General features: G+C 48.0%; 12 protein-coding genes. 4 read left to right on the forward strand and 8 right to left on the reverse strand.

What is annotated here, in order from left to right; genetic code table 11:
• The first annotated feature begins 126 nt into the window (after positions 1–126).
• Positions 127–522 (forward strand): RidA family protein, encoded by a 396-nt coding sequence (locus JTN23_RS09290; protein ID WP_247234192.1) that lies wholly within the window; start codon positions 127–129, stop codon positions 520–522.
• On the opposite strand, the gene JTN23_RS09295 is transcribed toward JTN23_RS09290, so the two are convergent.
• On the reverse strand, positions 519–1,169 hold the full coding sequence (locus JTN23_RS09295; RefSeq protein WP_247234194.1) for a response regulator transcription factor: 651 nt from the start codon (positions 1,167–1,169) through the stop codon (positions 519–521). The genes JTN23_RS09290 and JTN23_RS09295 overlap by 4 nt on opposite strands.
• An 80-nt stretch (positions 1,170–1,249) precedes the next feature.
• A complete protein-coding gene (locus tag JTN23_RS09300; RefSeq protein WP_247234196.1) occupies positions 1,250–2,101 on the reverse strand; it encodes a sensor histidine kinase in 852 nt (283 codons plus the stop codon).
• A 1,540-nt stretch (positions 2,102–3,641) separates the two neighbouring features.
• On the opposite strand from JTN23_RS09300, the gene JTN23_RS09305 reads away from it, so the two are divergent.
• Positions 3,642–4,106, forward strand: coding sequence for a hypothetical protein (locus JTN23_RS09305; protein ID WP_247234198.1), 465 nt, complete (start codon positions 3,642–3,644; stop codon positions 4,104–4,106).
• A gap of 81 nt (positions 4,107–4,187) precedes the next feature.
• Here the strand turns inward: JTN23_RS09305 and rlmB are convergent, their stop codons facing one another.
• From rlmB to JTN23_RS09320, 3 genes are all read right to left on the reverse strand, one after another.
• On the reverse strand, positions 4,188–4,958 hold the full coding sequence (gene rlmB, locus JTN23_RS09310; RefSeq protein ID WP_247234200.1) for a 23S rRNA (guanosine(2251)-2'-O)-methyltransferase RlmB: 771 nt from the start codon (positions 4,956–4,958) through the stop codon (positions 4,188–4,190).
• A complete protein-coding gene (locus JTN23_RS09315) occupies positions 4,934–6,214 on the reverse strand; it encodes a GWxTD domain-containing protein (RefSeq protein WP_247234202.1) in 1,281 nt (426 codons plus the stop codon). The genes rlmB and JTN23_RS09315 overlap by 25 nt, the downstream gene beginning before the upstream one ends.
• Positions 6,215–6,349: 135 nt before the next feature.
• Positions 6,350–7,261, reverse strand: a complete 912-nt coding sequence (locus JTN23_RS09320; protein ID WP_247234204.1) for an SDR family oxidoreductase — start codon at positions 7,259–7,261, stop codon at positions 6,350–6,352.
• Positions 7,262–7,668: 407 nt separating this feature from the next.
• Between JTN23_RS09320 and JTN23_RS09325 the strand changes: the two genes are divergently transcribed.
• Both JTN23_RS09325 and JTN23_RS09330 read left to right on the forward strand, forming a co-directional pair.
• The gene (locus tag JTN23_RS09325) at positions 7,669–8,793 is read left to right on the forward strand and encodes a trans-sulfuration enzyme family protein (RefSeq protein ID WP_247234206.1); all 1,125 of its coding nucleotides are present in this window, start codon (positions 7,669–7,671) and stop codon (positions 8,791–8,793) included.
• Between the two features lie 508 nt (positions 8,794–9,301).
• Positions 9,302–10,006, forward strand: a complete 705-nt coding sequence (locus JTN23_RS09330; protein WP_247234208.1) for a DNA alkylation repair protein — start codon at positions 9,302–9,304, stop codon at positions 10,004–10,006.
• Between the two features lie 12 nt (positions 10,007–10,018).
• On the opposite strand, the gene JTN23_RS09335 is transcribed toward JTN23_RS09330, so the two are convergent.
• The 3 genes from JTN23_RS09335 to JTN23_RS09345 form a co-directional block, all read right to left on the reverse strand.
• Positions 10,019–10,939 carry an aspartate carbamoyltransferase catalytic subunit gene (locus JTN23_RS09335; RefSeq protein WP_247234210.1) on the reverse strand — a complete coding sequence of 307 codons (921 nt, stop codon included), beginning with the start codon at positions 10,937–10,939 and terminating at the stop codon, positions 10,019–10,021.
• A gap of 79 nt (positions 10,940–11,018) precedes the next feature.
• Positions 11,019–11,753 carry an acyl-[acyl-carrier-protein] thioesterase gene (locus JTN23_RS09340; RefSeq protein ID WP_247234212.1) on the reverse strand — a complete coding sequence of 245 codons (735 nt, stop codon included), beginning with the start codon at positions 11,751–11,753 and terminating at the stop codon, positions 11,019–11,021.
• 149 nt (positions 11,754–11,902) lie between these two features.
• On the reverse strand, positions 11,903–12,430 hold the full coding sequence (locus JTN23_RS09345; protein ID WP_247234214.1) for a GNAT family N-acetyltransferase: 528 nt from the start codon (positions 12,428–12,430) through the stop codon (positions 11,903–11,905).
• Positions 12,431–12,468 lie beyond the last annotated feature (38 nt).

The following is a 12,468-nucleotide window of genomic DNA, read 5'->3' on the forward strand; positions in this document are numbered from 1 at the left end:
ATGGAAGTGGCCGCAAGACTAACTACTTTTTGCCTGACTTTCTCAGTGCGACGAATTTAGGTAAGATACGTTCAAAGTACTACATTTAGATCACAGAATCCGAATTTCCTCCATCCTCCAAAACTAATGACCAAGAGAACAAATTATGCTTCGGGTGCCCCCTGGGAATCAGTTGTAGGGTATTCAAGAGCCGTACGGATCGGCAATGTAGTAGAGGTGTCCGGTACGGTAGCCTCCTGCGAGGGAAAAGTAGTAGGCGAAAATAGTATGTACGAGCAGGCGCGCTATGTGCTGCAGAAGATCGGTGATGTGCTAACTACGGCCGGGGCTACCTACGCGGACGTAGTCCGCACCCGTATATTTGTAACAGATATTAGCCGGTGGGAGGAGGTGACAAGGGCGCACGGAGAAGTATTCAGCGATATACGCCCTTGTGCCACCATGGTGGAGGTATCAGCTCTGATAGCTCCTGAATATATGGTCGAGATAGAGGCTACTGCCTATATCCCGGACGCTGACTAGATCAAATGGTTTTTGTACGCAAAAGCTACTGCCGCGGCTGTATTTTTGGTGCCGGTCTTCTCGAGAATACGCAGGCGGTGGCCCTCTACGGTACGGGAGCTGATAAACAGCTTCTCACTGATCTCGGTAGTTGACAAACCATCGCAAAGCAGTTGCAGTACTTCCTGCTCCCGGTTAGACAACCCTACGTTGCTGGCGCTGTTAAAGAAAGGCTGCTTGGTAGGCATGCGGTTCACCATCTTGCGGTGCATGGCTCTTGATACAAAGTCGCTGTAGTAAAAGCCTTCCTCAGATACCCGACGGATGGCTTTTTCTACTTCATCGGGTGAGGTGTCTTTGAGCAGATAGCCCTGTACCCCCTTCTCGAGCATATGGATGACGAAGCGATCCTCATCGTACATGGAGACTACTATGACCTTTACATCGGGGTATTTTTCGAATATAATCTCGGTAGCCTGCATTCCATCCATGACAGGCATCTGCAGATCCATCAGCACAATATCCGGCATATTAGTAGGGAGCTTGTCAAGTAGTTCCTGCCCGTTCGAAGCCTCCAGCACAAACTCAAAGTCGGACACGGCGTTCAGCATCGAAATGAACCCCTTCCGGAACAATTCATGATCGTCGGCAATAGCTAATTTAAGCATATTAGTATTCTTGTAATCGTACGTTACGTTATGGTTAGGAAGAATATGTAACATCAAATGATAGTGTGAATTAGGTGCGGTCAGGCACTTTTTCTGAACGGATGAAGTGGCTCAGCCTTGCTTTCTTTATCAAGTTCTACGGGCACCTGTACTCTGATTCTGCATCCTTTGGTACCCGGCGTCAGGTACGAAACGGTGCCATTCACGACGCTCAGCCGGCTGTCTATACTATGCAGACCCAGCCCGGCTTTTTTACTTTCTTTCATGGCCTTGGCATCAAAGCCCTTTCCGTTATCAGTGACCTGAAGCTCTATTTTCCCCATCTCCATGTGCAGGTCCACCACTATCTCATCACCGTTGGAGTGTTTGAGGGCATTGTTGACCAACTCCTGCATAATCCGGTACAGGGTTAGCTCTACTTTTTGTGACTGGCGTGGAATATTTTCGAAGATACAGTTAAAATGGATAGATACAGAATGATTCGCATCAAGTTTCTGTACAAACTCATCAATAGCCGTAGGAAGGCCAAACTGCTTCAGCGTCGTGGGGACTAGTTCCCGCGTGATTCGCCGAACGTGCAGTATAGTCTCTTCCAGCAAAGATTGTACCTTATTGGCCGTATATTCAGTCTGAGGCTCATCTTTGTTGATGATTTTGGTTAACTGATTGAGACTGAGTTTGGTCAGAGATAGCATGGTACCTATATCGTCATGCAGATCCTGCGCGATACGCTTTCTTTCTGATTCCTCGGAGTTAAGGGCGGTTTCAAGGAGTCTGAGCTGGTACTCCTTCTCCATTTCGCGCAGGTTTTTCTCCTGGGCCAGCTGGCGCTTCTGGTACAGAATTACGAACGTAATAACAAATACCGCCATCATCAGCATGGCAAGCATAGCTATCAGTATAGCCCACCGTATTTGATCAGGATCTATCATACTGGCGAGGAGAGTAATAATTAATTCCTAAACCTATAAAAATCATACTTAAAATTTCGAACAGATAGGGAGCATCATATAAAATACCTAAGTCTAACTGGTTTTCCCTTTTAGCGACATAATGCAAAAGAGGGGCTACAAATACATAGGTTGAATAAAAGAGAAGAAGGCCTCCACAAATCCAAAAGAAGGGAAATGTCAAGAGGTTCGAAATACGTAATGATTGAATAGCTTCATAATAAAAGGCTAGCATCCAGAATATCATTAGTACACTCTCAATGGTTGAAGAGTACCTAACAAGCGAATGATTATAGGTGTCAGTTAAGTTGGGATTAACACTCATTATTTCCCAGAATGCAAATGAAACAAAGGCAATGCATAAAATAATTAATAGCCTTTTGTATTTTATATTATCGAAATAGTGGTAGAGCATACCACTTAACAAGGCATACCTGATTGGAAGATGTATATTATAAAATAGGAGGTTATTAAGGCTATTGATAACAAAAAGCAGCATAACCAAATCAATCAATAGCTTGATAGTAAGATATATAAATAAAAAACGAAAGGGTTTTTCGTTGTAAGCTCTCCTGTGCCAGATAATGTAAATTGGCACGATGGTAATAAATACCGCAATACTCGAGAGAGGATGGCGAAGGGAAAACTGTATATATTTATCCATGAGGCCAGTAACGATTCAGCAGATAGAGTTTGATATAGGTAGTTTTGGAGGCAAAGCTACCCCGGCACTTAGGCTAAGGTATCAGTTCTTTCTCTTGTAGATGCTTAGTAAGGGTTTTCAACGGCAATAATACAAATTTTATTCCTCAAATTGTATATGCCGTTCTGCTACAGTAGGTAACATATTTAGAAAGTGTCCGATACAGGCTTCTGACCAATAAATCCAAGAGGTAGTATAGAGGCTAAGATAGTTACATATGTCGATGTCCACCAGGCTTGGTCCTATACCCCGAAACCGATCTTCCCCTAGATTTGGCTTCTACACTATTCGGGGATAGTACACTAGGTTTACTGCTGTAACCATTATTTTAACAATATAATAAGTAAATTTACGCATTTTGTGCGTTGAACTACGTTATTTTAAAAATGAGTTATGGGGGGCAGGTAAAAAAGTGTTGATTACTTCTATCTTTGAAACGAAAAGCAGAATTGAAGGACATTTATAAATTTTAAATGCTATAATAACCGTACCAAGTTTGCCAGCTTATACTATTAGTAGGCTTGTAAATTGTATTAACTACCTTTATTAGCAGTGTTACCATTTGATCACTTTAATAAATATTTAATACCGGTTGTCCTTTTTTTTTAATTGGCGGTGCCTATATTTACATCATCGTTCAGATAAATACTAGTTATCAATCTGATAAAATTTAATATTAGTAAATTTAAAGTTTGGCATGGTAATTGTTAGCGAAGCCAATTTCTAAATTTCTTCTACAAGTGCGTCTTTTTTGTTTTTTCTTTTATCAATTCAATAATTAAATTTAAACATCAGTTATCCACTGTATTTCATCTATTTATGAAAAAGCTACTCTTTACTTTAGTTATTTTAGCGGGTTCTCTTTGGGCTTGCGAAAAGGAATCTCAGAAAGAGATTTCACCTTTAGAACAACAGAAATCTGGTAGAGTGAATGCATTATCCAATGCAGAGAGAGCGGCAGCGGATGCAATGGGAAAATTGATCACTTTGGAGAAGTTCAACGCTATGACAGACGCCTACAAGCAAAAAGTCTCTCCTAAAGAGACTCGCGCTGTCGCTTATGGTGCTACTGTGATCGAGCAGATCTTAGCCCAAAAGGGTTGTGTTGGTATCCGCAGCTACCTGGCTAAGGATGATGCTGGCAGAACTACCATTGTAATGATTGGTATTGATAAAGACGGCAATGACATTACATCTAATGCGGTAGCTCGTACTACATCTGGTACGTATGCAGCTGGTGACGGTCCTCTGTGCCCATCAGAATGCACCGGTGTAAAGAGATAATCAGGTCTTGCTAATAAAACAGAAAGCCCCTCACCAATTGGTGAGGGGCTTTCTGTTTTATAGATCAGGATAGATTACTTATCAGGCCTTAGTCCGCTGCCGTACGGCTTCGTACAGGATTACGGAGGTAGCCGCCGCTACGTTTAATGACTCTACCTGGCCCATGAGTGGTATCCTTACCCGGTGGTTGCAGGCCCGGAGTATCTCCGGTGATATACCATCTTCCTCAGAACCCATGATGATCACCGTAGGGTTAGAGAAATCCACGTCATACAGTTCGGTGCTGGCTTTCTCGGTACAGGCTACTATCTGCAGGCCGCTCTCGCTCATGTACCTCAGTGTCTCCGTAAGATTCGGCTCCCGGCAAATGGGGAGGTAGTTCAGAGCACCCGACGAGGTTTTCATAGCATCGGCGTTGATCTGGGCCGCTCCTTTCTGAGGTACTACCACTGCCTGTACACCGGCACATTCGGCCGTACGGGTAATGGCGCCAAAGTTGCGTACATCCGTAACCCGGTCCAGCATCAGCAGCAGGGGCGTCTTGCCCTCTTCGTATACCTGGGTAAGTACATTGTGAAGCGGTACGTATCGGATGGGCGATACAAAGCAGATTACTCCCTGGTGATTCTTGCGGGTGACGCGGTTGAGTTTCTCCACGGGTACCCGCTGATAGGGGATCTGTAGCTCCTGAGCCAGTTTTACAATTTCACCCATACCCAGCTCCCGCTGGATCAGCAACCGCTCGATTTCTTTGCCCGAGCGGAGCGTTTCAAGTACCGACTGTGTGCCAAATACCATGTCGGCCTGCGGGGGGCGGGCCGGTTTTCTTATCGGATAGCTCCGTTTCTCCATGCTTCTACGATGGGGTACCATATGGGCTGATACTCTACATAGCGTACCAGTTCATAGTGGTCATCCACAAATTGATTAGTTCGACGATTAAAAGTAAAATTAACGTTGCTGGCGTTGGCGCGCTGGTCATATACCCACACTTCCTTGTCCTTGCTCCGCTGTACCTTATCAGGTGGCCCCAGAATGATATAAATCATGCCTTTGTCGGTTTTCCACCCTTCTTTGTAGCTGGTAAATAGCCGGTTGGCGTCTTCGACCCGCTTGTAGTAGTTCTTGATCACTTGCCGGGCCAGGTCAGGGTTGCCGTTCATGAGCGACAGCCAGTACTTGTCCAGGGCTTTCTTGTGATTTTGGGCCGTCTGGAGCTCGTTGATCTCCTGATTGGTACTCATGTACAGCAGGGGCTCCACCAGTTCTTCGGGCCGGGTCATCTTGGGGTACCGCTCATCGGTCACCAGCAGTCCCAGTCCTTCGGTCTTGGTAGTATCTGACAGCATGTAGTACAGACCCTCTTTTTCGAAGGATACGGGTTGCCCGGCATTGATCGTAAAGAGGCTGTCTACTTTCAGGGTTCTGGAAGTGGACCGGGGTACTGTGTTCATGGGAGAACCGGCCGGATCAAAAGGATGGCTGTAGTAGTACACATAGAGCTGTCCGGCATCGTTTTTCAGATTCTTGATCTGTACTGTTTCACCCTGGTTGACGTAGTGGCGCTGTAGTGGCAGCTCGCCATCAACGCTGAATACGCCGTAGCGGTCGCTGGCCCGCTGGTCACGGAAGCGAACCGGCAGGTCGTTCAGTACTTTTTTAAGGGTACCGGTCTGGCTGATCTCGCTCAGTAGTACTCCGTAGTCGCGGTCGGGTTTCTTGATATCAAACTGTATCACCACCTGATCGCCGGATTGGGAAACATTGCTGCTGCTCAGCGGTACGTTGCCGTAGCCCAGGCGGTCGCGGGTACCGTAGTCCGAATAGATGACGTAGTTCAGGGTGTACAGTCCGGCAAATTCGGCAGCCTGAATGGGCGATCCGCTTTTCAGGGCGTCTACATATAGGTATACCCTCATGTTGGCGGAGTCTTTTTCCAGAAATTTGCTCCGGACTCCTACCAGCGAAAGCTCATTCTCAGAAGAGAGGGGAGTCGCTGCTGATCCACCGCGGGACTCGGGCACGCGGGCGGTGTTGCGGGAAGAGGAACACCCAGCAAATAGTACCGAAGCCAGCAGCAAGCCGATTAATAGATAACGTGTTTTCATACCAATGGTCCTTCTTTTTTCAAATAACGAACGAAGTGACCTATTTACCCAAAAACCGTGAAAAAAAGTAATATCTACCTGATTTTGTACGGCCCAGGCCACAAAGGTAGCTATTCTGGCCGGAATTCAAGCAGGTCAGGCGCTGGGCTGGTCACTAGAGCCTTCTTTCTTGCTGGCACGATTGGCTTGCTTGATCTGCTCCCCGATTGTATCCCACTGCTCGTCGGTCACTTCGTGCAGGAAGTTAAACTGCCCGCCCCCAAGTACCTCGCCGCCATCAATGGTAATGACCTCGCCGGTAACATAGCCCGAAAAGTCAGACATCAGGTAGGCCGCCAGATTGGCCAGCTCCTGGTGATCGCCTACCCGATGCAGCGGGATACGATTCTCGAAGGCAAACTTCTCGGTCAGTTCCTCCGGAAACAGCCGGTCCCAGGCGCCTTTGGTAGGAAAGGGACCCGGCGCGACAGCATTGAGCCGGATACCGTATTTGGCCCATTCAAAAGCCAGTGATTTGGTCATGGTAAGCACACCGGCCTTGGCCATGGCCGAAGGCACTACCCAGCCTGAGCCGGTCCAGGCGTAGGTGGTGGATATATTCAGCACTGTACCCTTGATCTTATTCTCGATCCAGTACTTGCCAAGTGCCAGCGTGAAGTAATAAGTACCTCTGAGGACTATATCCACTACTACATCTACGGCCTTATAGGATAGCCGTTCGGTGGGGCTTATAAAGTTACCAGCCGAGTTGTTGACCAGCCCATCCACCTGCCCAAAGCGGGCAATGGCTTGTTCCAGCACCTGCTCGATCTGCTGCGGATTACGAACATCACATTCCACCGGAAGTACCTGCCCAGCGGTAGCAGCTTCCAGTTCACGGGCCGCCTCTTCCAGTACTCCCAAACGACGGCTGCAGATCACTACATGGGCCCCCAGCTCAAGGAAGTAACGACTCATGGATTTACCCAGACCGGTGCCTCCTCCGGTTACGATGATGGTTTTGCCGGCAAGCGCTCCATCCCGGAGCATACCCTGACTATGGTTCATGTGGAAGTAGTTAGATGGTGAGTAAAAAAATCGGGTAGTAAGTTATCAAATGATTCCTTACTACCCATATATATTGAAGGTTAAGAAAATGCAATTCCTCATGCTGACCGTAGTAGGTGCTCCGGCACCACGCCCCGACCTACACCCGCTTTACACCAGAATGAGCATTGGGAACGCTATCTGGACAGATTTAAATCAAGAACTACCCTGTAGACACGTAGCTAATTCTACTAAAAGATTGTTAGGCTACTAACAGTATGCAAACATACTGTTACAAATATATAACCTAGAAATAAGATTTGTAATAAAAGGGGAAAAAATTTTCTTTAAAAAGTATAGAGAAGATAATCTCAGGCTACTCTATTTACTTTATAAGCCAAAAACCTGGTCATTAAAGCCGTAGTAGTATGCATCCCGAAACCTTAGCTCTCAGAAGTACCCATTTTCCTGACGCCAATGCGGCCTCTGTGGTGCCCCCTTTGTACCTTTCTACCACCTTCGAGCGGGATGCCAACTACGAACTCCCCCAGGGCTACCTCTACACCCGCGCTGATAATCCCAACCGGTATCAGCTCGAAAGCGCTCTGGCTACGCTGGAAGGCGGTGCGGTAGCCATGGCATTTGCTTCGGGACAGGCGGCTACGATGGCGGTTATTCAAAGCCTGAAACCGGGTGACCATGTGATAGTACCCGATGATGCCTACTACGGTACTCCCTCGTTGCTGCAGAATATATTCATAGACTGGGGACTTACCTTTTCAAAAGTAGATACCACCAACCTGGCCGTGGTAGAAGCCGCGCTGCGTCCGGAGACCCGACTGGTATGGCTGGAAACGCCTTCTAATCCCCAATTAAAAATCACCGACATTGAAGCCGTAGCTAACCTGGCGCGTAGCCGCGGTGCCCTCACCGTATGCGACAATACCTGGAGTACGCCCATCCTGCAGCGGCCGCTGGACCTGGGCTGTGATGTAGTAATGCACTCCACTACTAAGTACCTGGGCGGGCACAGCGATGTATTGGGCGGTGCGCTCGTATTCAAGGAGGATGACGCTTTTGCCAAGCGAGTACGGCAAGTCCAGACGCTGGGTGGTGCGGTACCTTCTCCCTTTGACTGCTGGCTCCTTTCCAGAGGTATCAAGACGCTGGCCGTGCGGGTTCGTCAGCAATCCCTGAATGCACAGCGACTAGCAGAGTACCTGCATGAGCATCCGGCGGTGGAGCAGGTGCATTATCCGGGGCTGCCCGGCCACCAAGGGTACCCCGTGGCCCAGCGGCAAATGACGCTGCCCGGAGCTATGCTTTCGGTGCAGGTACGAGGTGGAGCGGATGAAGCCCTGCGCTTCATCAACAAGCTGCAGCTGTTCACCAAAGCCACTAGCCTGGGAGGAGTCGAAAGCCTGATTGAGCACCGGGCGTCGGTAGAGGGGCCCGAAAGTACCACTCCCCCCAATCTACTGCGTGTATCGGTAGGCCTGGAGCATCCCGACGATCTGATTGAGGATCTTCAGCAGGCACTTGCTGCACTGTAAGCAGACTCTACTTTATTACGGAACAATGGGCGGAGGTTTTCTCCTGCCCAACCCACTCCTGCATTAGTAGTGGTGCGACACGCATTTTTACGTGCCGTTAGGGAGGCTTAGTACCTGATCTACCCGTTTCTGCCACAGATCCTGCCTGTACTTATATGAAAATAGTTCTATTCGGCGTTGTACATCTAATGCTGTAATCAATAATGATGGGAAGCAGCGGCGAATTGAATAGCCACTGTCATGACTGTACCCAAAGCCACCGGGTGGTACTAATTTACCTGTTCATTATACACAGTTACAAGCTGAAATTGTAACTTTTGTGTCCTACTAATAAAATTTTAGCCAGTACATATTGTATAATGAAAAGAAAGAAGCCTATTGACGCACGGTCAATAAAAATTACTACCGCTCAATAATTTTCCTGAAAAAATACAGGTAATAAACCGTATGTTGTTGAAAGTAAATAAGTATTTTTACTTATTAGGATCTACTACCACACTAAAACTTAATGAAAGAAGTGCAAGAAGTTATGAATGAGCTTGCCAGGTATGGCAACAGCTCGTACAAGAAAGTATACCTTAACCAAGGTGCTCAGGAACCACTATTTGGTGTTAAGATTGGGGACCTCAAGAAAATAGTCAAACGCTACAAAAATAACCATCCTCTGGCGCTAGCATTATATCGGACCGGTAACTCTGATGCCATGTATCTGGCAGGAATGATGGCCGATCCTCATCAAATGACTCCTGAGCTGCTCGAAGAGTGGGTGAAGGCGGCTAATTGGTACATACTAAGTGAATACGCAGTAGCTGGTGTGACCGCCGAGAGTCCATACGGACAGGAAATGGCTCGTAAATGGATAGATTCGGAACAGGAAATGATCGCCAATGCTGGCTGGGCTACCTGGGCGCATCTGGTAGCCTTCCTGCCTAATGATGAGCTGGACGAGGACGAGATAGATCAGTTGCTGGAAACCGTACGAACCACGATCCATGAAAAGGCCAACCGGGTACGGTACAGTATGAACAACTTCATTATAGCGGTGGGAGGCCTGTACAGCCCCCTGAGCGAAAAGGCTATGCAGGTAGCCAAGGAAATCGGGGATGTGATCGTAAAACTGGAAGGCACGCCCTTCAAAGCTCCCAATGCACCCAGCCATATAAAAAAGATCAAAGGTGCCGGAGAACCCGGAACCGAAAAAGGATCAGAATAAGTAGTAGCTGGTTTACTGCTGAGCCAGCAGGTACAGTACCGACATCCTGACGGCTACGCCATTCTCCACCTGATTCAGAATAATCGAATGCTGCGAATCAGCCGCGTCGGAGGATAGCTCCACCCCCCGATTGATAGGCCCCGGGTGCATCAGTACGATGTCCCGGTCTACTTCGTCAAGCATCTGCTTGGTAATCCCAAAGTATAGGGAGTACTCCCGTAGCGAAGGGAAGTACTTGATCTGCTGACGCTCCAGCTGTATCCGCAGTACGTTGGCTACGTCGCACCACTGCAGGGCCTCCCGTACATTATGGCTTATCTTTACGCCCAGTTCGCCGATGTACTTAGGGATGAGGGTAGTGGGTCCACATACCATCACCTCAGCCCCCAGTTTCTGAAGACAGAAGATGTTAGAAAGAGCCACCCGCGAGTGCAGGATATCTCCAATGATCGCGATCTTCTTTCCGGCCAGGTCCCCCAGCTTTTCGCGCATCGAGAAGGCATCCAGCAGCGCCTGCGTAGGGTGTTCATGGGTACCGTCACCGGCATTGACTACATTGGCCGGTATACGGCTCGACAGGTAGTGCGGTGCTCCGGGGCTGCTGTGTCGCATCACGATCATATCCACCTTCATCGCCAGGATGTTATTGACGGTGTCCAGCAAGGTTTCGCCCTTCTTGACCGAACTCCCCGAAGCCGAGAAATTGATCACATCGGCTGAAAGTCGCTTTTCGGCCAGCTCAAACGAAAGACGGGTACGGGTGGAATTCTCGAAAAATACGTTGGCAATGGTAATATCGCGAAGGGAAGGTACTTTCTTGATCGGTCGGTTGATGACTTCCTTGAACTGGGTAGCGGTATCTAAAATAGTTTGAATATCGTTCTCAGTAAGGTTTTTGATGCCAAGGAGGTGCCGAACCGAAAGTTGTGTCATTGCGATTTTACTGGAAAGTTTTGCAAAGATAAGCACTACCGTCTCAAACAGAAAACAGAATTTTTATTCTGTACTCCCATCAGCTGGTCCAGTGGGTAAGTGCGGTCACTATTTCTTCCCCCCGCTCATTGGCCAGACGGTGCAAATAGGTACCCTCGGACAGGGGCTCGCACAGGGAGGTAATTTGCTCACCACGAAGGCATTCGGCCTTGAATGTGATGTCAACGGTATGGCACTGGTGCTGGTGAATATACTCCACCGGCAGGGGCTCGAGCAGCCACTGAAAATATGCACTATTATTGACGTGCTGGGTGGTATCGATCTCATTGTGGCGGGCTGTAACCTGCGTCTGGTACTTCCAGGATGCGGGTAGGGCAGGGTACTTCTCCTTAGCCCGGGGAAAGTGGGGGAAGTTATGGTAGGGCTCAAAGTACTGCCTCAGATCGGGTGATGGAGCGGTAAGTTTGCGCTTGATTACGTCAAACAAGAGCCAGGTAGAAGTAGCCGACACCACCAGGTTATTGTCACTGTCAAACATCCGGTAATCGCGGTAGACGTATACCCGTTCCTCACCGGAGGGGTGGGTCGTTACCGTTACTTCTTCGGGAATGCGGGGCCAGCGGTGGATGGTAATCTTCATGCGGTACAGTACCCACGCCAGTCCCTGTTCCAGGAGTTGGGGGGCTCCGGCGCCCAATTCAATGGCGTGGCGGTTGGCGGCATCCTGCAGGTAGTTGGCCAGCGAAGACAGCCACAGGTTGCCATTGGTATCAGCTTCGTAATTTCGGATTCGGTATGTTTCGGAGTGGATCATCAAGCCCTATTTGATTCGGGCGCAAAGGTAGGGAAATTTTAAGAGAGGAAAATGTAATGGTGTAGCGGCTTGTGGCTGTTCTGCACGAGGCAGATTTATACGTATAAATTAGCTTTAGTCAAGGTTTGATGACTTGGTGTGATAATGTCTCAATTGCTTTTCAATGGCAGCTTCATCATGATGTCGGTCTGCTCGTCATCGCCTAGTCTGAAGATGTGCTTGTCGAACTCAACGAATCCATTTTTCTTGTAAAAGCGTATGGCTTTTGGATTTTCTTCCCATACTCCCAGCCATACGTAGTCGGCATCAGACTGCCTGGCAACCTGCATGGCCTTTTCATAGAGTAGTTGTCCTACCTTTTTACCATGGTATTCTTTTAGCACATAGATGCGTTCGATCTCAAGCGCTTTGCTGTCTTTGAGCTCAGTTTGTGATTCACCGGAGTTGAGCTTCAGATAACCTATCACTTGATTATCCAGTACCGCAAAGTAAAATTCAGAACTACTGTTAGTAAGTTCATCGGTCAGTCTTTCGGTCGAAAAACCTTCTTCCAGGTACTTATTCATATTCTCCTCTGTGTTTACTGCCGCAAATGTCTCAGAGAAGGTTTGTCTGCCAATTTTTTGTAATTGGTCAATGTCCTGTAGGGTTACTCTTTTTATATCAATAATCTCCATACTTACGTAAAGCGTATCAATTCAAGGGGCACAAAGGT

This window comes from Telluribacter roseus (assembly GCF_017355915.2).
Taxonomy (GTDB): Bacteria; Bacteroidota; Bacteroidia; order Cytophagales; family Spirosomataceae; genus Telluribacter.

Bases quoted from the DNA above. Each gene is read 5' to 3' on its own strand.
- JTN23_RS09290 (WP_247234192.1), top strand. From the start codon at position 127: ATGACCAAGAGAACAAATTATGCTTCGGGTGCCCCCTGGGAATCAGTT.
- JTN23_RS09295 (WP_247234194.1), bottom strand. From the start codon at position 1,169: ATGCTTAAATTAGCTATTGCCGACGATCATGAATTGTTCCGGAAGGGG.
- JTN23_RS09300 (WP_247234196.1), bottom strand. From the start codon at position 2,101: ATGATAGATCCTGATCAAATACGGTGGGCTATACTGATAGCTATGCTT.
- JTN23_RS09305 (WP_247234198.1), top strand. From the start codon at position 3,642: ATGAAAAAGCTACTCTTTACTTTAGTTATTTTAGCGGGTTCTCTTTGG.
- rlmB (WP_247234200.1), bottom strand. From the start codon at position 4,958: ATGGAGAAACGGAGCTATCCGATAAGAAAACCGGCCCGCCCCCCGCAG.
- JTN23_RS09315 (WP_247234202.1), bottom strand. From the start codon at position 6,214: ATGAAAACACGTTATCTATTAATCGGCTTGCTGCTGGCTTCGGTACTA.
- JTN23_RS09320 (WP_247234204.1), bottom strand. From the start codon at position 7,261: ATGAACCATAGTCAGGGTATGCTCCGGGATGGAGCGCTTGCCGGCAAA.
- JTN23_RS09325 (WP_247234206.1), top strand. From the start codon at position 7,669: ATGCATCCCGAAACCTTAGCTCTCAGAAGTACCCATTTTCCTGACGCC.
- JTN23_RS09330 (WP_247234208.1), top strand. From the start codon at position 9,302: ATGAAAGAAGTGCAAGAAGTTATGAATGAGCTTGCCAGGTATGGCAAC.
- JTN23_RS09335 (WP_247234210.1), bottom strand. From the start codon at position 10,939: ATGACACAACTTTCGGTTCGGCACCTCCTTGGCATCAAAAACCTTACT.
- JTN23_RS09340 (WP_247234212.1), bottom strand. From the start codon at position 11,753: ATGATCCACTCCGAAACATACCGAATCCGAAATTACGAAGCTGATACC.
- JTN23_RS09345 (WP_247234214.1), bottom strand. From the start codon at position 12,430: ATGGAGATTATTGATATAAAAAGAGTAACCCTACAGGACATTGACCAA.